This window comes from Xanthomonas maliensis (assembly GCF_009192945.1).
Classification (GTDB): domain Bacteria; phylum Pseudomonadota; class Gammaproteobacteria; order Xanthomonadales; family Xanthomonadaceae; genus Xanthomonas; species Xanthomonas maliensis.
Genome location: NZ_NSET01000024.1, coordinates 1 through 18,130 on the forward strand (window position 1 = coordinate 1; position 18,130 = coordinate 18,130).

Annotated in this window: 15 protein-coding genes; 8 read left to right on the plus strand and 7 right to left on the minus strand. The window is 66.4% G+C overall.

Annotated features, from left to right (window positions below):
* The first annotated feature begins 103 nt into the window (after positions 1-103).
* Complete coding sequence (locus tag CKY51_RS08085) at positions 104-457, plus strand: DMT family protein (protein ID WP_152249081.1); 354 nt, start codon at positions 104-106, stop codon at positions 455-457.
* 129 nt (positions 458-586) lie between these two features.
* On the opposite strand, the gene CKY51_RS08090 is transcribed toward CKY51_RS08085, so the two are convergent.
* The 3 genes from CKY51_RS08090 to CKY51_RS08100 all read right to left on the minus strand — a co-directional run bounded on the left by CKY51_RS08090 (position 587) and on the right by CKY51_RS08100 (position 2,748).
* Positions 587-1,201, minus strand: a complete 615-nt coding sequence (locus CKY51_RS08090; RefSeq protein ID WP_022972753.1) for a hypothetical protein — start codon at positions 1,199-1,201, stop codon at positions 587-589.
* Between the two features lie 227 nt (positions 1,202-1,428).
* The gene (hemP, locus tag CKY51_RS08095; RefSeq protein ID WP_038221354.1) at positions 1,429-1,623 is read right to left on the minus strand and encodes a hemin uptake protein HemP; all 195 of its coding nucleotides are present in this window, start codon (positions 1,621-1,623) and stop codon (positions 1,429-1,431) included.
* A 156-nt stretch (positions 1,624-1,779) separates the two neighbouring features.
* Positions 1,780-2,748 carry a potassium channel beta subunit family protein gene (locus CKY51_RS08100; protein WP_022972755.1) on the minus strand — a complete coding sequence of 323 codons (969 nt, stop codon included), beginning with the start codon at positions 2,746-2,748 and terminating at the stop codon, positions 1,780-1,782.
* Positions 2,749-3,025: 277 nt separating this feature from the next.
* Between CKY51_RS08100 and CKY51_RS08105 the strand changes: the two genes are divergently transcribed.
* The 5 genes from CKY51_RS08105 to CKY51_RS08125 all read left to right on the plus strand — a co-directional run bounded on the left by CKY51_RS08105 (position 3,026) and on the right by CKY51_RS08125 (position 10,264).
* Positions 3,026-4,324 carry a NupC/NupG family nucleoside CNT transporter gene (locus CKY51_RS08105; RefSeq protein ID WP_152249082.1) on the plus strand — a complete coding sequence of 433 codons (1,299 nt, stop codon included), beginning with the start codon at positions 3,026-3,028 and terminating at the stop codon, positions 4,322-4,324.
* A gap of 81 nt (positions 4,325-4,405) precedes the next feature.
* Positions 4,406-5,356: a ribokinase gene (locus CKY51_RS08110; protein WP_022972757.1), complete on the plus strand. Its 951-nt coding sequence runs from the start codon at positions 4,406-4,408 to the stop codon at positions 5,354-5,356.
* 580 nt (positions 5,357-5,936) lie between these two features.
* Positions 5,937-8,288, plus strand: a complete 2,352-nt coding sequence (locus CKY51_RS08115; protein WP_152249083.1) for a glycoside hydrolase family 98 domain-containing protein — start codon at positions 5,937-5,939, stop codon at positions 8,286-8,288.
* 111 nt (positions 8,289-8,399) lie between these two features.
* Entirely contained in the window at positions 8,400-9,398 is a 999-nt protein-coding gene (gene dusB / locus CKY51_RS08120) for a tRNA dihydrouridine synthase DusB (protein WP_022972759.1), read from the plus strand.
* 38 nt (positions 9,399-9,436) lie between these two features.
* A complete protein-coding gene (locus CKY51_RS08125; RefSeq protein ID WP_022972760.1) occupies positions 9,437-10,264 on the plus strand; it encodes a class I SAM-dependent methyltransferase in 828 nt (275 codons plus the stop codon).
* On the opposite strand, the gene CKY51_RS08130 is transcribed toward CKY51_RS08125, so the two are convergent.
* Both CKY51_RS08130 and CKY51_RS08135 read right to left on the minus strand, forming a co-directional pair.
* Complete coding sequence (locus CKY51_RS08130) at positions 10,258-11,346, minus strand: metal-dependent hydrolase (protein WP_022972761.1); 1,089 nt, start codon at positions 11,344-11,346, stop codon at positions 10,258-10,260. The two genes, CKY51_RS08125 and CKY51_RS08130, sit on opposite strands and share 7 nt — an antisense overlap.
* 139 nt (positions 11,347-11,485) lie before the next feature.
* Positions 11,486-12,295 carry a UDP-2,3-diacylglucosamine diphosphatase gene (locus CKY51_RS08135; RefSeq protein ID WP_152249084.1) on the minus strand — a complete coding sequence of 270 codons (810 nt, stop codon included), beginning with the start codon at positions 12,293-12,295 and terminating at the stop codon, positions 11,486-11,488.
* Between the two features lie 408 nt (positions 12,296-12,703).
* On the opposite strand from CKY51_RS08135, the gene metK reads away from it, so the two are divergent.
* Both metK and CKY51_RS08145 read left to right on the plus strand, forming a co-directional pair.
* Positions 12,704-13,915: a methionine adenosyltransferase gene (gene metK / locus CKY51_RS08140; protein ID WP_022973174.1), complete on the plus strand. Its 1,212-nt coding sequence runs from the start codon at positions 12,704-12,706 to the stop codon at positions 13,913-13,915.
* A 272-nt stretch (positions 13,916-14,187) separates the two neighbouring features.
* Entirely contained in the window at positions 14,188-14,640 is a 453-nt protein-coding gene (locus tag CKY51_RS08145) for a GNAT family N-acetyltransferase (protein WP_022973173.1), read from the plus strand.
* Positions 14,641-14,756: 116 nt separating this feature from the next.
* Here CKY51_RS08145 and CKY51_RS08150 read toward each other — a convergent pair whose 3' ends face one another.
* A complete protein-coding gene (locus CKY51_RS08150; RefSeq protein ID WP_425479896.1) occupies positions 14,757-16,148 on the minus strand; it encodes a histidine-type phosphatase in 1,392 nt (463 codons plus the stop codon).
* 7 nt (positions 16,149-16,155) lie between these two features.
* A partial coding sequence (locus CKY51_RS08155) for a TonB-dependent receptor (protein WP_152249085.1) occupies positions 16,156-18,130 on the minus strand: 1,975 nt, incomplete at its 5' end.

Below are 18,130 nucleotides of genomic sequence, written 5' to 3' on the forward strand. Positions count from 1 at the left end.
CTGAGAGATCACAGCTAGCGCTACCAGGCGACGCAGGCGGCGGGCAGCCACGGTTTAACGAGGCTGGATTATGCTGCCCGGCCGTCCCCAGTCCGGTTCGCTCATGCCCACGGCCTCGTTCACGTCCTACCTCTACCCGGTGCTGTTGCTGATCGCCAGCAATGTGTTCATGACCTTCGCCTGGTATGGGCATCTGAAGTACAAGAGCACGCCGCTGATGATCGCGATCCTGGTCAGCTGGGGCATCGCCTTCTTCGAGTACTGCCTGCAGGTGCCGGGCAACCGCCTGGGCAGTGCGGTGTACTCGGCCCCGCAGCTCAAGGGCATGCAGGAAGTGATCACCTTGCTGGTGTTTGCCGGCTTCTCCACGTTCTACCTGGGACAGGCGCTGCGGTGGAACCACTGGGCCGCGTTCGGCCTGATCCTGATCGCGGCGTTCCTGATGTTCAAGGAATGAGCCAGGGCGCAGCGTCGGAGGACGCTGCGCCGGCGTGTCGATCGTCCGCTGCGCCCAGCCTGCGGCTGCCCCGCTTGCGATGGAAGCAGCGCGCAGGTGGCGACCCTCCCAGGTGTCTGAGGGGATGCGTCAGCGGCGCAGGCGCAGCAGCGACGGGTTGGGAGTAAACGGCTCGCCAGTGGCATGCGGTGTAGCGGCACGCGCGCAGCAGCAGTCATCGATGGCGACATGGCCGTCGATGCCTTCCAGGCGGGCGATCCGGGCCGAGATCTCCGCGCCCAGCGGCGAGACGCCGACCGGGTCGAGCGAAAGCGACTGTGCGCGGTCTTGCGTCTGTCGCAGCCGCACCGCCGTCGCCCGCCAGGTGTCGCCGCGCACGCGGCCGGCCAAGCGCCGCCACAGCCGTTCGCCCACGCCATCGGGCAGCCGTTCCGCGGTCAATTCCGGCAGCCGCGCGAGCAGGCGATCCCATTGCAGGAAATCGCTGTCCGGCAACAGGCAGAGGCGCCAGCACGGCTGTCCCTGCGCATCGAAGAACCACAGACTCTCGTGCACGCCATCGCTGTCGAGCACCCGCTGGGTGGCGGCGGTGAACGCCTGCCGCCACCCAGCGGCGGGGTCGCCCAGCGCTGGCCGATACAGGCAGAGCACCGCCCCCAGGGCAGCCAGTTGGGCTGGCCGCGGCAGCACGACAGGCGCACCGACCAACGGCGACGACGATGGCAACGGATGGGGACTGACCATGGCCGCTAGCAAACGCTGGCCGCAAGGGCCGAGACGAGGACGGGCAGCACTGACGACAGCACGGCCACCAGCAGAGGCAGACGGATCATCGGGAACCTCGCAAGCCCGGCAGCGCGCTACGGTCCAGCCACGGCGGCCGCCGGAGGGGAGTTCGACGCGGACGGCGACGGCAACGCCCGCGCTGGGGGAGGACGGGGAGACGCGACCTGCCGCGCGCCGAAGGACCGTTACTTGGTCAGGATCAACTTGTCGTTACTGGTGTGACGCAGGCGATAGACACGATCGCCATGCTGGATCAGCACTTCGCGTCGTCCCTTGAGCAAGGCCTCGCTGCTGATGACGTCCTCGGCCGGGACGACGCGGGGGACGCTGCGCTCGCGCAGCGGAAGCGGTTCGACACGGAACACCGGGTGAGCACTCATGGTCTGGATCTCCAGTCGGTTGGCCAACAAATAATAACCATTCTCATTTGCTGATCAAGAGCCATTCTCATTTGTTAGCGTGCTTTTGTAGATCAATCCGACCGAACCGATCGATCAGAACAATCGGATCACCCCTTTCCCTCCTTCGCTCACTCCTCAGCGCATCGCCGCTTCAACCTGCGCCCAGCCAGCGGCGTCGACCTCGTCGAACGTCTGCAGCGCGGCCAGGTTCTCTTCCAGCTGGGCGACCCGACTTGCACCCAGGATCACGCTGGACACATGCGGGTTGCGCAGGCACCAGGCGATCGCCAGCCGCGCCGGCGACTGCCCAAGCGCGGCTGCCACTGCGCAGAACGCGCGCACCCGTTCGATACGCCGTTGCTCCGGCGGGCCCAGCACCTCATCGTGCAGCCATTGCTGGCCGCTGCGACCCAGCCGGCTGTCGCTGGCCACGCCATCGTTGTGTTTGCCGGTCAGCAGACCCGAGGCCAGCGGCGACCAGATCGTCGTGCCCAGCCCCTCGGCGCACAGCGGGGCGTATTCCTGCTCCAGCCGCTCGCGGTGCAGCAGGTTGTACTGCGGTTGCTCCATGGTCGGCCCATGCAACTGCTCCTGCGCCGCCACCTCCAGCGCGGCGCGCAATTGCTGCGCACTCCACTCCGAGGTGCCCCAGTACAGCACCTTGCCCTGGCGAATCAGCGCATCCATCGCCCGGACGGTCTCCTGCACCGGGGTATCCGGATCCGGCCGGTGGCAGAAGTACAGATCCAGGTAGTCCACCCGCAGCCGCCGCAGCGCCGCGTGGCAGGCGTCGGTGACGTGCTTGCGCGACAAGCCACGCTGGGTTGGCCGCGGACTGTCGACCGCACCGAAGAACACCTTGCTGGAAACGCAATAGCCATCGCGCGGCAAACGCAGATCGGCGATCACGTCGCCCATGACTTCCTCGGCGCGGCCCCGCGCGTAGACCTCGGCGTTGTCGAAGAAATTGACGCCGTTGTCCCAGGCCGCGGCGATCAGGTTACGCGCCTCACCGCGCCCGATCTGGCTGCCGAAGGTGACCCAGGCCCCGAACGAGAGGGCCGACAATTGCAGCCCGGAGGCTCCCAGACGGCGGTAGTGCATCGATAGACTCCAGCGACCTCCACGGCAACGGCCGTGGATCGGCCCGCGCAGTGTAGGCGTTGCACCCAGCCGCGCGCAGCGACTGCGCGCGTTTGCGCCAACGCATCGCTGCAACATCGACGGCACCGAAGCCGCGCTGTCGCACCTGCGCCGCCCCGACCGCACCTGCGCCAGTGGCAAATGCGCGCCGATCCTACCCATCTGAACGGTGCTCGCCTTGCCCGCCGCCCCCCCCTGCTCTAGGCTTCCCGTTTTTGCCGTCAGCCTGGGGATGGGAATGGTCGAAGGTTTGGGAAGGATCGGCTTCGGCCTGTTCGGTCTGGCGGTGCTCATCGGCATCACCTGGCTGTTCTCCAGCAATCGTCGTGCGATCGATTGGAAACTGGTGGCCACCGGCCTGCTGCTGCAGATCTCCTTTGCCGCACTGGTGCTGCTGGTGCCGGGCGGCCGCGACGTCTTCGACTGGTTGGGCCAGGGCTTCGTCAAGGTACTGAGCTTCGTCAACGAGGGCTCGACCTTCATCTTTGGCAGCCTGATGGATGCCAAGACCTACGGCTTCATCTTCGCCTTCCAGGTGTTGCCGACGATCATCTTCTTCTCCGCATTGATGGGCGTGCTCTACCACCTCGGAGTGATGCAGCTGGTGGTGCGCGCGATGGCCTGGGCCATCACCAAGGTGATGCGCGTGTCCGGTGCCGAAACCACCAGCGTCTGCGCCAGCGTCTTCATCGGCCAGACCGAAGCGCCGCTGACCGTGCGGCCCTACATCCCCAAGATGACCCAATCGGAATTGCTGACGATGATGATTGGCGGCATGGCGCATATCGCCGGTGGCGTACTCGCCGCGTATGTGGGCATGTTGGGCGGCACCGATCCGGCGCAGCAGGCCTTCTACGCCAAGCACCTGCTGGCCGCAAGCATCATGGCCGCGCCCGCCACCCTGGTGGTGGCCAAGCTGCTGGTACCGGAAACCGGCACACCACTGACCCGCGGCACGGTCAAGATGGAAGTGGAGAAGACCACCAGCAACATCATCGACGCGGCTGCTGCCGGTGCTGGCGACGGGCTGCGCCTGGCGCTGAACATCGGTGCGATGCTGCTGGCCTTCATCGCGCTGATCGCGCTGATCAATGCGCCGTTGACCTGGCTGGGCGAGGTGACCGGTGCGGCCGCCGCGCTGGGCCGTCCGACCAATCTGTCGACCATCTTCGGGTATCTGCTGGCACCGGTGGCCTGGGTCATCGGCACGCCGTGGGCAGACGCGACCACAGTGGGCTCGCTGATCGGGCAGAAGGTGGTCATCAACGAATTCGTCGCTTACACCGAGTTGTCGCGTATCGTAAAGGGCGAGGTGGCCGGCGCCAGCCTGAGCGCCGAGGGGCGGTTGATCGCGACGTATGCGCTGTGCGGGTTCGCCAACTTCAGCTCGATCGCCATCCAGATCGGCGGTATCGGCGGATTGGCGCCCGAACGCCGTCACGATTTGGCGCGTTTCGGTCTGCGCGCGGTGCTCGGCGGTTCGATCGCCACCTTCATGACGGCTACCATTGCCGGCGTGCTGTCGCATTTCGGTTGAGGCGGCGCGGGTTCATCGGCGGGACGGTCTAATGCCGTGCACGTCGCGTTTCAGTCACGTCATTCACGCAAGCAGGTGTCTATGAGTTCGGTCGTCGTTGTCGGGTCCTTCAATGTCGATCATGTCTGGCGTTGCGACGTGTTGCCCGCGCCCGGCGCGACGATCGCCGGCCGCTACAGCACCGGCCCCGGCGGCAAGGGTTTCAACCAGGCAGTGGCGGCGGCACGTGCCGGTGCCCGCACCCAGTTCCTGTGCGCGCTCGGCGATGACGCCGGCGGCGCGCTGGCGCGTAGCCTGGCCGCGCAGGATGGGTTCGCATTGATCGCCGAGCCCAGCAATGAGCCGACCGGTACCGGCGGTATCTATGTCGACGGACACGGCCGCAACACCATCGTGATCGGCGCTGGCGCCAACGCCGTGTTGAGCCCCGCTTTCGTCGACAGCCAGCGACCGCTGGTGGCTGCGGCCAAGGTGTTGCTGGCGCAGTTGGAATCGCCGGCCGAGACGATCGAAGCGGCACTGGCGCTGGCCCACGAATGCGGGGTGCTCACCGTGCTCAATGCCGCGCCGGCCAACGCGCCGACCTCGATCGGCTTGCTCAAGCTGTCGGACGTGTTGACGCCCAACGAGACCGAATTTGCCGCTCTGCTCGGCCGCCATGTCGGCGAGCGCATCAATGCCGACGATGTCGCCGCACTCGACGGCAATACGCTGCACTCGCTGTGCCGCAAGTTGCTGCCCGGCGGCACGGTGGTGGTGACGCTGGGCGCAGTCGGTGCGTTCATCTCGCATGCCGAAGAGCAGCTGCGCGGCGACAGTCAGTCGCACTACCGCGTGGGTGCAGAGAGCGCGCAGACCATCGACACCACCGGTGCCGGCGACGCCTTCAACGGCGCACTGGTCGCCTCGCTGGCGCAGTTGCCGGCTGCCAGCTTTGCCACCCATGTGCGCTTTGCCACCCGCTATGCGGCTCGCTCCACCGAAGTGGAAGGCGCGGCGGTATCGATGCCGCGGCTGCGCGCAGAGGACTGACGCCGCGGCCCATCGCGGCAAGGTGCGCGTCGCCTTGCGTGTACCGCAGACACACCATCCACGCTGCTGCGCAGAGCTCTCCGGGACGAGCACACGCCTGCCTTGCGCTCCATGGTGACCGCAATCGCCCGGCCGCCTCGCCGCATGACGGTGCGCCCGACGATGTGACACTGCGATGACGCGATACGTGTCTGCATCGCGCTGCGCACGCGCTGCCGATATCGGCAGACGCAGCGATGCCGTATCGCGGCAACACGTGACCCAGCGCTGATTTCCGCGCTCGAAAAGCGAAAGCACACCGCCTAAAACGCGCCGACACAGGCCGCGCTCTGGCGCGTTGTTGTTGGTTCACTACTATCGACGCACCACCGGGCGCACCCGGACCATCGCTTCCGGGCACGCAAGGCCACGCCGCGGCGCAGCTTGCTGACATGCGATCTGCAACGGCGAGCTGGCGCATTCCTGCGCCACGCAATCGGCGGTCCAACGTGCGCCTGGCGGCCATCGCTGCGTCGCATGCAGCCCGCAGCGGGCGTCATGACTACCGCCCTACCCGCCCCCACAAAAAACGGAAGACCCGATGATCCCGCTTCGATCGCGCAAGACAATTCTGTTGCCGTACCTGCTGGTGCCCTGCCTACTCAGTTCCTGCGGTGGCCAGGACAGCCCCGATGCGAGCGCTACGCAGACGCCGTCGCCATCGCCGACTGCGGTGGTGACGGTCAGCACACCCCGCTCCTTGGCGCCGGCCACAACGCCCACCAGCACGACCACGTCGGGCACGAGCACGGACCCATCGTTCCGACGCACCCTCTCGCCCGCCCAACCGATGTTCGTGATCCATGCCGACACCTGGAACGCCGCCGATCCGCAGAAGATCATCGACTTGATTCCTGCAGACGTGCGCCCTTATACGGTTCTGCTGATCTCGCTCTCGATCAGTCACAACGGCGCCACCAACAATCAATGCAACTGGAACCAGGTGGCGAACGGGATCGAGACGGCCCGCTCGTGGATCAAGACAGCCGCGGCCAACGGTGTCTGGGCGATGGTCCAACCGTCCAGCGGCGGCTTCAGCCATTTCCCGGATTATCCCAACGGCACCGATCTGGAATCGACGGTCTACGGTGAGTTCTTCCGCGACTATCCGAACTTCCTCGGTTTCAACTACGCCGAACAGTTCTGGGGATTCGACGAACCCTGCTCGGTCTCGGCAGCGCAGCGCTGGGAGCACTGGGCCAACCTGCTCAAGCTGACCAACAAGTACGGCGGCTATCTGGCGGTGAGCTTCACCGGCGGCTTCTGGGGCGCGAACATCAACCCGCTGGCGATGGTCAAGCGCAATGAGGCCTTGCGCACCGCCCTCGGCAGCTATGCCAAGAATTTCATCATCCAAGAAAAGTTCACGATGAACTACGGCTACCACGACATCGAAAGTGTCAGCCTGGGCATGTTCCTGTCGGGATTTGCGGGCCATTATGGCATCCGTCCCGACAGCAGCGGCTGGTACTCGGCCGATGGCAGCGCCTATCCGTTGGCGGCGGGCGCCCCGCATCTGATCGAGCACCTGGCGCTGACCGGAGAAACCTACTTCGACGGCCCGGAACTGATCTGGACCGATACCGTTCAAAGCCTGCCAAACGGGACCACTGCCGACGGCTACACCACGCGGCGCTGGCAGTTCTTCCCGCAGTTCAAGAACATCCACATGGATGTCTACCGCAAGATCCTCGACGGCACCTTGCACATCCTCAATCGCCAGCAGGTGATCGACCGGACCAAAGTGGTGGTGGTCGACGATGTCACGACCGGTAACGACCGTGCCGTGTACGCGACGCCGGAGACGTTGTTCTCCGGCCTGTATCTGATGGATGACGACGGCACCTATCTCAACCAGCACAGCTGGTACAAGAAGACCGGGCGCTACCCCGCCATCCCGACGGTGTGGCAGTTGAACGACGACCTCGCCAAGTCCTTTCCCGTGCAGATCAAGCGCAGCGCATACGACAGCCGCTGGCCATCCATCGCGGCCAAGACCCAGGAACTGAATGCCCTGTTCCCACAGGAATCCACCGGCGACATCTACGTCGGGCGCCAGGACAACACCTGGGTCACCTACAACCCCTACAAGACCAACAAGACCGCCAGCGGCGGGTTCAACCTCAAGTACAACAGTTGCGCCGCGCTCAACATGACCTACGGCCCCTACACCACGGGCGTGGTCAAGGAGTTCGCCGACTCGGTGTCGATCTACCTGACCAATTTCGATTCCGAAACCGGCCCGCTCAAGACCGACACCATCACCATCAGCGGCGCCAGCACGACGCCGACCTATAGCTTCACCGATCGCGGCGAGCATCAGGCCAGTACCGTCACCGCCACGCCCAGCGGCGATGGTCTGACCTTGAACGTCGCCCACAACGGGCCGCTGGACATCACCATCCAGTGCTCCGGCTCGGCCACCGGACGCGCAAGCGCCACGGCGGTCACGGCACTGCAGGCACCGGCCGCGCCGCCCGCCTATACCGGTGTGCGGCAATACGAAGCGGAGAACTTCGACTTCCTGCGCATCGGTAGCCAGGTCACCAACGGCATCTACGGCACCGTGCAGAACTACCAGGGCCTGGGCTATGTCGACTTCGGCGGCAACCCCGGCGCGCGTCTGCGGACCACCATCAACGTACCGCAGGCGGGAACCTACACGCTGGCCACACGCTATTCCGCACCGGGCGCAAGCATCGGCACGGTGGACCTGTACGTCAACGGCGTGCGTGTCGGCACCCCGGCATTCGCCCAGACCAGCTCGGCCAGCAGTTGGGCCAGCAGCCCGCTGACGACGACCTTGAACGCCGGCAACAACGTCGTCGAGTACCGCGCCAGTGCAGGCAACCAGGCCAAGCTGTACCTGGATAATCTGGCCGTCTCGCAGTAAGCGCGACCAAGCGGCGGTGCCGGCCGCCATGCCGGCCCCGCGACTGCCAGCCCGGCCGCGCGCCGGGCTGGCAGTACGGCGGGCTGTCACCGCTGCCGCTACACTAGCGGCATGCAGATCGGCCGCTACCGCATCGACCCCAAGGTGATCCTGGCCCCGATGGCCGGGGTCACCGATAAGCCGTTCCGGCTGCTGTGCAAGCGGCTCGGCGCTGGCCTGGCGGTGTCGGAGATGACCATCTCCGATCCACGCTTCTGGGGCACGCGCAAGTCGCTGCACCGCATGGATCATGCCGGCGAACCAGACCCGATCAGCGTGCAGATCGCCGGCACCGAACCGCAGCAACTGGCCGAGGCGGCGCGCTACAACGTCGACCATGGCGCGCAGATCATCGACATCAACATGGGCTGTCCGGCCAAGAAGGTCTGCAACGCCTGGGCCGGCTCGGCATTGATGCGCGACGAGGATCTGGTCGCACGCATCCTGCGTGCGGTGGTGCAGGCCGTGGACGTGCCGGTGACGTTGAAGATCCGCACCGGCTGGGACTGCGACCATCGCAATGGCCCGACCATCGCGCGGATTGCCCAGGACTGCGGCATCGCCGCACTGGCGGTACATGGCCGCACGCGCGACCAGCACTACACCGGCAACGCCGAGTACGCCACGATCGCGCAGATCAAGGCCGCGCTGCAGATTCCGGTAGTCGCCAATGGCGATATCGATTCGCCGCAAAAGGCCGCCCAGGTGCTGCACGCCACCGGCGTGGACGCGGTGATGATCGGCCGTGCTGCACAGGGCCGTCCGTGGATCTTCGGCGAGGTGGCGCATTACCTGGCCACCGGCGAACTGCTGCCGCCCCCCTCGCTGGCCTTCGTGCGTGAGACCTTGCTGTCGCATCTGCAGGCGCTGCATGCGTTCTACGGCCAACCGCAGGGCGTGCGCATTGCCCGCAAGCACCTGGGCTGGTATGCCAAGGACCACCCGCAGAGCGCGGATTTCCGCGCGGTCGTCAATCGCGCCGAGACGCCGGAAGCCCAGCTCGCCCTGACCGCCGACTACTTTGATGCCTTGATCGCCGGTGTGCCGCCACCGCTGCCGGCCGTCGCCTGACTGACACCCTGTTTGCGCTGAGCGCTGTCGGAGTCCCCATGGCCACGCCCACCGAATCCCCTGCTTATCTGCACGGCTTTTCCAGCACCGAACAGGCGCGCCTGCTCAAACAGGCACGATTGCTGGAGGCGACCTTGTTCAAGGAAATCGACTACAGCGGCGCGCGCCGCCTGTTGGAGGTCGGCAGCGGCGTCGGTGCACAGACCGAGATCCTGCTGCGTCGCTTTCCCGAGCTGCACGTCACTGGAGTGGACCTGAGTCCGGCGCAGTTGCAGGCAGCCGCTGGCAATCTGCAACGACTGGCCTGGTGCCGCGACCGCTACACCTTGCAGCAGGCCGATGCCGGCGATCTGCCGTTCGAGGCGCGCGCGTTCGACGCCGCGTTCCTGTGCTGGGTGCTGGAGCACGTGCCCTCGCCAGCGCGTGTACTCAATGAAGTACGGCGCGTCCTGCGGCCCGGCGCGCCTGTGTACGTGACCGAAGTAATGAATACCTCTTTCTTCCTGCATCCGTATTCGCCGCAACTGTGGCGCTACTGGATGGCGTTCAACGACTTCCAGTACGACCAGGGCGGCGATCCTTTCGTCGGCGCCAAGCTCGGCAACCTGCTGCTGGCCGGCGGGTTTCGCGATGTGCGCACGCGCGTGCGCACGCTGCACCTGGACAACCGCGAACCTGGGCGGCGCAAAACGATGATCGCGTTCTGGGAGGAACTGCTGTTATCGGCCGCCGAGCAACTGTTGCAGGCCGGCGCGGTCGACGCCGACACCGTCGCCGGCATGCGACGGGAACTGGCGCAGGTACAGAGCGACCCGGATGCGGTGTTCTTCTATTCCTTCATGCAGGCGCGTGCAACGGTCTACTGAGTCGCTGCCCCGGGAACGGCAGCCGGCTCCGGATCGCCGGTCAGGGAGGTTCCTTCCGGCTGCAGCCAGATCCGTCGCCACATCTGCGCCAGCACCTTGCCGAGCTGGTCGCGCGCAGCCGGCGCGCGGTAGGCCGCCTGGATCTGGCGCGGCACGATCGGCTGCCAATGCCCGTCGCGTCGGCGCGCGACCACGAAGTTGAAGTTGTAGTCCGGTTCCAGTCCCATGCGCAGATCGCTGAGCATCAACTCGTCATCGACCATGCGCGCACGCATGAAGCCACGATTGAACCAGGTCAGCCGACGCACCGAATCGAACCTGGCCACTTCGCCCAACGCCTGGGTGTTGCTGGAAAAGCCGCGAAAGCGCATTGGCCCGTGGTCGGCCACCAGCGAGCGCTCACCGACCACATAGCCGCTGGGCGTCATCGCCACCACGCGCCACAGCAGCGTATTGAACGGCATCGGTACCGAGAACCGCGGCGCGTCGGCCAACCCCATGGCGGCCAGCGCACGATCGGCCTGCGCGTCGATCAGGTGTTTGGCCAGCAGCGACCACCCCAGGTACGCCGAGCTGAGCATCAACCCGGCCAATAGCGCGCGCTGCGCCAGCGGCCGCGCACGCGCGAACCACGCCACCACGCAGGCCAGCAACAACCACAGCGTGTAACCCGGGTCGATGATGAACACGCTCGACCACATCGTCGGATGCGGCTGCAGCGGCCACCACAGCTGGGTGCCATAGACGGTGAAGGCATCCAGCAATGGATGGGTGATCAATGCCAACTGGATTGCCCAGAACCAGCGCCGTGGCGCCGCAGCGACCCGGCCGTTGCCATAGCGGCGGTAGAGCCACCAGATCACCCAACCTAACAGCGGCAGCACGAACAGCGAATGGCTGACACTGCGGTGTTGCGTCATCAGCGCGACCGGGTCGTCGGTCAGCGGCAATAGCAGCAGTGCGTCCAGATCCGGCACCGTGCCCAGCACCGCACCGGCCAACAGGGCAGCCCGGCGTTGGCCAGGCGGCGCGATGGCGGCGGCGATCGCCCCGCCCAGGACGATCTGGGTCAGTGAATCCATCGCCCGATGCTAGCAGGGCATCGGTGAGACGACGCCGTCACACGCACCCAGCGCGCGGTGCCAGTCAGCCGACGGTGGGCACCGTGAGGCCGCGGTCGCGCCGCGCGGCCAGCCGAAGTGGCGACGACCGCCTGGCCGATCACGCCGCCTGGCGCTGCGCCAGCGGCTGCTGCAACGGCGGCAGCTCGCGCAACACCTCGCCGTGATGGTTCACCAGTTGCAGCACACCGCCATGGGTCTCGCGCAATGCGGTCAGACTTTCCACCCAATCGCCAGTATTGGCGTAGAGGTGGCCGGACTGCATGCGCAGCGCTGCACGGTGGATGTGGCCGCAGACGATGCCGTCCAGATCGCGGCGGACCACGTCGGCCAGACCGGCGGCGACGAAACGCCCGATATAGCGTTCGGCCGCGCTGCTGCGCCGCTTGAGGAATTCGGCCAGCGACCAGTAGCGCAGGCCCAGCCGCTGACGCAGCCGGTTGATGAGCTGGTTGCCGGTCAGGATGCGGTAATAGAGCCAGTCGCCGAAACGCTCCTGCAGGCCGCCGAAGTGCGTCTGCGCATCGTAGTCGTCACCATGGGTGACCAGCAGCCGACGCCCGTCGAGCAAGGTGTGGATGCTGCGTCGACGCACCTGCATGGCCGGCATCACCAGACCACAGAAGCGGCGGATGGCGCGATCGTGGTTGCCGGGGACGTAGATGATCTCGGTCCCGCGCCGGGCATGCGCGTGTAGCGCGGCGATCACCTGCTGATGCGCCGTGTCCCAGGCCGCGCGGCGCTGCGACATCCACCACAGGTCGACGATGTCGCCGACCAGGTAGAGGGTCTGGCAGCGCTGGCGACCGAGGAAGGCAGCGATCTCGGCCGCGTGGCAGTGACGCGCGCCCAGATGCAGATCGGACAGGAACAGCGCCCGCGCGGGCGGGTACAGGGTGGCAAGCGACATGCGCACATCTCCAGGACGAAATCCTTGGCACCAGCGCCGATGGTGCCGCCCGGATCCGCGCGCCGCCCTGCGGCGTCGACGACGATCCCCGGCCGGCCCACCGCGCCGCCGTGCTGGCGGAGGACCCGCAGCCCGGACCCTCCGCCGCCCGGTGCCAGGCGCATCGCGCGCCCGGCACCGGGCTCGACACCCCTTGCCCGCCGCGGCCTTCGTGCCGGTGCGGCCTGGTACGCGCGCATGCTGCGGGGCCAACGCGACCGCCGCGTGGCAGCGACGCGACAGCCCGATGACTGCACGTCCCATGGCATTGACCCCGTGCTAGCGTGTTCAGGCGCACAATGCACGCTCCGGCGGGAGCGTGTATCATCCGCGCCCATCTTTTCATCCGAATCAAGGGATATAAGCCTGATGTCCAGCTACCTGTTCACCTCCGAATCGGTCTCCGAAGGCCATCCGGACAAAATCGCCGACCAGATCTCCGATGCGGTGCTGGACGCCATCCTGGCCCAGGACAAGCGCGCGCGCGTGGCCTGCGAGACGCTGGTCAAGACCGGCGTGGCGATCGTGGCCGGCGAGGTGACCACCAGCGCCTGGATCGACCTGGAAGCGCTGACGCGCAAAGTGATCCTGGACATCGGCTACAACAGCTCCGACGTCGGTTTCGACGGCGAGACCTGCGGCGTGCTCAACCTGATCGGCAAGCAGTCGCCGGACATCAACCAGGGCGTGGACCGCAAGAAGCCGGAAGAACAGGGCGCTGGCGACCAGGGCCTGATGTTCGGCTATGCCACCAACGAGACCGACAGCTTCATGCCGGCGGCCATCCACCTGTCGCACCGCCTGGTCGAGCAGCAGGCCAAGATCCGCAAGAAGAAGAATTCGGCACTGGCCTGGCTGCGTCCGGATGCCAAGTCGCAGGTCACCCTGCGCTACGAAGACGGCGTGGCGACCGCGATCGACGCGGTGGTGCTGTCGACCCAGCATGATCCCGGCGTCAAGCAGAAGGACTTGATCGAAGCGGTGCGCGAGGAAATCCTCAAGCCGGTGCTGCCGGCCAAGTGGCTGCACAAGGGCACCAAGTTCCATATCAACCCGACCGGCAAGTTCGTCATCGGCGGCCCGGTGGGCGATTGCGGCCTGACCGGCCGCAAGATCATCGTCGACACCTACGGCGGCTGGGCCCGTCACGGTGGTGGTGCGTTCTCCGGCAAGGATCCGTCCAAGGTCGACCGCTCGGCCGCCTACGCCGCGCGCTACGTGGCCAAGAACGTCGTCGCCGCCGGCCTGGCCGACCGTTGCGAAGTGCAGGTTTCCTACGCCATCGGCGTGGCCGAGCCGACCTCGATCTCGGTCACCACGTTCGGCACCGGCAAGATCGCCGATGCGCAGATCGAGAAGCTGATCCGCAAACACTTCGACCTGCGTCCGTACGGCATCATCCAGATGCTCGACCTGATCCACCCGATGTATCAGCAGACCGCGTCCTACGGTCACTTCGGCCGCAAGCCGAAGGACTTCACCTACACCGACGGCACCGGCGCTCAGCACACCGCCACCGCGTTCTCGTGGGAGAAGACCGACCGCGCCGACGCTCTGCGTGCCGATGCCAAGTTGAAGTAAGTCCGTCCTTCGGGACCACAGCAACGGGCCGCTTTGCGGCCCGTTGTCGTTTGTGGGATGCGGGCATGCCGCCATGCTGGCGCCAGTGCCTTGGGCACTGCTGCAGCCGGCAAGGCAAGACGCAGAGCGCATGCAGCGACACCGGCCCGCAGCTCTGGCTCTCGATCGCCAGGCGGGCATCCGATACGCGCACGGCCACGATCGGCTGGTAGGCCCACACGGATCGGGACAGCGGCTTTCTCGTTCGCCCCTGCACCGGCACACTGCGGCGCATGCAGATGCCACGCCCCTACACGACCACCGACTTCGCCGCCTGCCTGGATTTGTTCGACGGCAATGTGCCGACCTTCTTCAGCCGCGAGGAGCGGCCTGCCTTCGTCACCTTCCTGCGCGAGGCGGCGTCTGGCTGGAACTATCACGTGATCGAGCGCAACGCCCAGGTGGTGGCCGCGGGCGGCTATGCGCTCAGCGACGATGGCCGCTGCGCCAGCTTTTGTTGGGGCATGGTCGCCCCTGCCCTGCAGCGTCAGGGCCTGGGTACGGCGCTGGTGCAGGCACGCTTGCGGGCTGCGCGCCGCACGCCGGGCGTCAGTCAGGTACTGCTCGATACCAGTCAGCGCACCTGCGCGTTCTATGCGCGCTTCGGCTTCGTCGTCCAGGTGGTCACCGCCAACGGCTATGGCCCGGGACTGGATCGCTACGACATGGTGCTGCGGCTGGATTGAGCGTCTGCCACGCTTGAGCCGGTAATCTGCAGGAATCGCAGGGCTGCCAAGCACAGACACGACTCCGCATGCCTGCGGCGGTCGTGTCAGCTACGGTCGTGTCACCTCATGTGCGATCAGCGTGGAGGCGCCTCGCTCGTCACCTGCAGCGCTGGCTGCAACTGCCGCTGCACTGCGGTGCTCAGCGCGGTCAACGGACAGGCCAAACGCTGCGCCGGTGCGCACACCTCCAGCGACAGCGCTTGCCGCAGCGGCGGATGCGCAAGATCCAGTGGCGCCAATGTCCGCAGCTGCTCGAGCGACTGCGCCAGATACTGCGCCCGCACCACCTGGGCTCCATCGGCCGCGCGCCAGAGACCGATCACCAGCGCGCCGCCGGGCGGCGGATCGTCCTGGCCGTAACCGGGCAGATGGAAGTGCACGCCGAGCAGACTGCTCAATGCGGCGATATGGGTATCGCTGCCGACGAACACCGACACTGCCGGCGCCTGCGGATCGGCAAAACGTTGGAGCAAGGTGCGCGCCAATGGCGCTCCCGCACGCGAGGCCATGTACTGCGGCCGTGCATAGATATCGAACAACAGCGCGTGCAACCGCGACACCTGGGCCAGCCGCGCTGGAGTGGCGCGTCCCCAACCGACCTGTGACAGCGGCATGCCTTCGGCGTATTGCAGCAACAGGACTTCAGCTGTCCCGGAAGTCAGATCGATCGGCCCACCCAGCGACAGTCCACGCCCATTGGCCGCCGGCGCCAGCGTCGAGGGCATTGCCGCGAAGTCACAGGGCGTGCGCGTGCATCCCAGGATCTCGCGCATCGCCTCCAGTTCGGCGGCATGCCCTTGCAGCAGCGCCGCCGGCCCTCCGGTCTGATGCTGGATGGCCGCCACCGCCGCAGCCGCATCGAACGCCACTGCCCCGGCTTCGACGGGCCGGAACAACGGATCGTTGCTGCCGGCCGGGCGATGCCCAGCCACCACACCACATCCCGGTGCCAGCGCGTCGGCAAGCAGCGCACCACTGTCGATGGTGCGTTGATCGGTGTTGGCCCAGACCTGCACACTGCCATTGGCCGGGCAGCCTTGCCGTGGCAACAGGTCCTGCTGAACCAACCACTGGCGCAGATACTCCCCGCTCAGTCGCACGCCCTGTCGGCCTCGCGGCGTCAGCTGGCTGGGTGCGGTGGACCATTGCGGCCACGGCGCATCCGCATAGCCAGCGGCGGCGGCCTCGCCCGGCAGTGGCGCGCGCACGCCATGGCGGAACACCACCACCACGCGCTGCAAACGCTCGGACGCTGCCGGCGCCGCCGTCGATGCGGTGTGCACAGCAGGCGCGCAACCCGCCAGCGATAGCAGCGCAAGCCACAGCACGGCCGCGCCGACACGCCAGCATCGCCCCACAGCGGGGTAGGCAGCCGCACTGCCTTGCGACGGCAGCGCAGCGATCCCCATCGCCGCGCCGCCGTCTCCATTGGCGAGCATGCGCCCGCTCCCCCACGTCGTCGCCATCAGGCGCTCAGAACACATATTTGGCCGTGACCAGGCTGGTCATCCCCGAATCGACGATGTCCGAAATCGCATCGGTCCGCTGCCCCACGTGAGCCCAATAACTATGCTGCTTGGTCAGGTTGGCAACCGACAGATCCACGCGCAAATGCGCGCTGGGTGCATAGCCGACATGCAGGTCCACCCGGGTGATCGGCTTGATCCACAGGTTGTCCCAATGCGCGCCCTGGTTGAGATAGTCGTAGACCGACACGTATTCGCCGGAATAGTGATAGCTCAGATTGAGCGACCACGGCCCCTTCTCGTAGAACAGCTCGGCGTTGGCCAACAGGTCCGGAGCGTTCTGGATGCGCTCATGGCTAAAGCCCTCCTTGCCCAGATCCACCTGGGTGGTCTGCCGGGTCAGGTTGGCACCGATGCCGAAACCGTCCAGCGGCGCCGGCAATCCCTGGAAGGTCTGCCGCACGGCCGCTTCCATCCCCAGCACGCGCCCATCGCCGCCGTTCTGCGGCCGCACGATACGCACCGCGCCACTGTCGCTCTGTCCGGCGTTGGCCGCATCCGAGCCGCTTTCGTAAATGTAGTCGCTCAGCCGCTTGTAATAGCCCGCCAGCATGGCGTGACCGCCATGGGTGTTCTGCCATTCCGCCGAGAGATCCACATTGAGCGACTTGATCGGCTTCAGATCGGGATTGCCCTCGGTGATGACGGTGCGGCCATCGGCCGAGACGTCGGTGGAGCGGCCGCCGCCCAACTGCACGAAGGCCGGCCGGGTATAGCTGGTCCAGACCGATCCGCGATACACCGCGGCATCGCCGTCGGGTCGGTAGTTCACGAACACGCTGGGCAGCGCCACGTTGTAACGGGTGCGGCTATTGGCGAACGCTCCGACTTGCTCCTGACCGCCCACCTCGGCCGGCTGCGCCCAGAAGGTGTTGGTGATGGCGGTATGCTCGAAGCGCAGGCCCGGCAACACTTCCCAGTCGCCACTGCGCAGCGTTGCCATCGCATAGGCCGCACTGACCGCCTCGGTGGCGCGCATGGTGTTGCAGTTGAGGTTATTGATCGCCAGCTTGCCGCAGGTATCGAAGCTGGACGGCGTGAGCGTGCGTTCGATCAATGCATTGAGCGCGTCGTTGCTCAACCGCAGCGTCGGAAGGGCGTACTGGCCCGGATAGACCGCGTCGTAAGCTTGCGCGACCAGGCCGGTATCGCGCAGCAAGGTGCCGTCGGTGTACTTGGCATTGGTCCAGTCGCGATCGGTGAAGGTGCGCGAGCTGTCCACATACTTCACCCCGAACGCCAGACGGCTCAGCACACCGTCGTCGAAGTCGTAGCCGACGTCGAACTTGCCGCCGCCCTTGTCCTGGCCGCTGGCCTGCTTGGTCAGCTGGCCGGTACGACGGGCGTACAGGCTACCGACATCGGCGGCCTGCGCCTGCATGGCCGGGGTCAGCAGCGGAATCGGGAAGCCCTTGCTGTCGTAGCCGATGAACTGATTGGCACCATAGGCAAAATTGGCCGAACTGTATTGATCGTTGCGCGCAGAGATCTCCACGTGATCGGGGCGATCGTTGTTGCCGCTGCCGAAGAACACATTGGGCGCGAAGGTCCAATGCCCGAGCTGCTTCTCGGCACCGAACTGCACGGTGCTCAGATCCGCCCGCTCGGGGTTGGTCTCGTACCAGTAACGCACCGCCACGCGATTGATCTGCGGCTGATAGATGCCGCTGCTACCGATCTGGGTGAAGCTCACGCTGGCCGGGACGAACTGCGTATAGCCGGTGTTCTGCTCGGTCTTGGCCAATGCATAGGTCATGCGCGCGTACAGATGCAGGCTGGGGTCCACCCGCCAGTCCAGCGCGACATTGCCGCCGTAACGGCGGGTGTCGCCCCGCGAGTAGCCAATATTTACGCCGGGGCTCTGCAGCACCCGCTGTGGGTCGGCGCCCGCTGCCCGTTTTCCGCTGGCATCGGCCCCCGCG

Excerpts from the sequence above, each read along its gene's own strand:
- CKY51_RS08085 (WP_152249081.1), top strand. The coding sequence starts at position 104 with ATGCCCACGGCCTCGTTCACGTCCTACCTCTACCCGGTGCTGTTGCTG.
- CKY51_RS08090 (WP_022972753.1), bottom strand. The coding sequence starts at position 1,201 with ATGGTCAGTCCCCATCCGTTGCCATCGTCGTCGCCGTTGGTCGGTGCG.
- hemP (WP_038221354.1), bottom strand. The coding sequence starts at position 1,623 with ATGAGTGCTCACCCGGTGTTCCGTGTCGAACCGCTTCCGCTGCGCGAG.
- CKY51_RS08100 (WP_022972755.1), bottom strand. The coding sequence starts at position 2,748 with ATGCACTACCGCCGTCTGGGAGCCTCCGGGCTGCAATTGTCGGCCCTC.
- CKY51_RS08105 (WP_152249082.1), top strand. The coding sequence starts at position 3,026 with ATGGTCGAAGGTTTGGGAAGGATCGGCTTCGGCCTGTTCGGTCTGGCG.
- CKY51_RS08110 (WP_022972757.1), top strand. The coding sequence starts at position 4,406 with ATGAGTTCGGTCGTCGTTGTCGGGTCCTTCAATGTCGATCATGTCTGG.
- CKY51_RS08115 (WP_152249083.1), top strand. The coding sequence starts at position 5,937 with ATGATCCCGCTTCGATCGCGCAAGACAATTCTGTTGCCGTACCTGCTG.
- dusB (WP_022972759.1), top strand. The coding sequence starts at position 8,400 with ATGCAGATCGGCCGCTACCGCATCGACCCCAAGGTGATCCTGGCCCCG.
- CKY51_RS08125 (WP_022972760.1), top strand. The coding sequence starts at position 9,437 with ATGGCCACGCCCACCGAATCCCCTGCTTATCTGCACGGCTTTTCCAGC.
- CKY51_RS08130 (WP_022972761.1), bottom strand. The coding sequence starts at position 11,346 with ATGGATTCACTGACCCAGATCGTCCTGGGCGGGGCGATCGCCGCCGCC.
- CKY51_RS08135 (WP_152249084.1), bottom strand. The coding sequence starts at position 12,295 with ATGTCGCTTGCCACCCTGTACCCGCCCGCGCGGGCGCTGTTCCTGTCC.
- metK (WP_022973174.1), top strand. The coding sequence starts at position 12,704 with ATGTCCAGCTACCTGTTCACCTCCGAATCGGTCTCCGAAGGCCATCCG.
- CKY51_RS08145 (WP_022973173.1), top strand. The coding sequence starts at position 14,188 with ATGCAGATGCCACGCCCCTACACGACCACCGACTTCGCCGCCTGCCTG.
- CKY51_RS08150 (WP_425479896.1), bottom strand. The coding sequence starts at position 16,148 with ATGGCGACGACGTGGGGGAGCGGGCGCATGCTCGCCAATGGAGACGGC.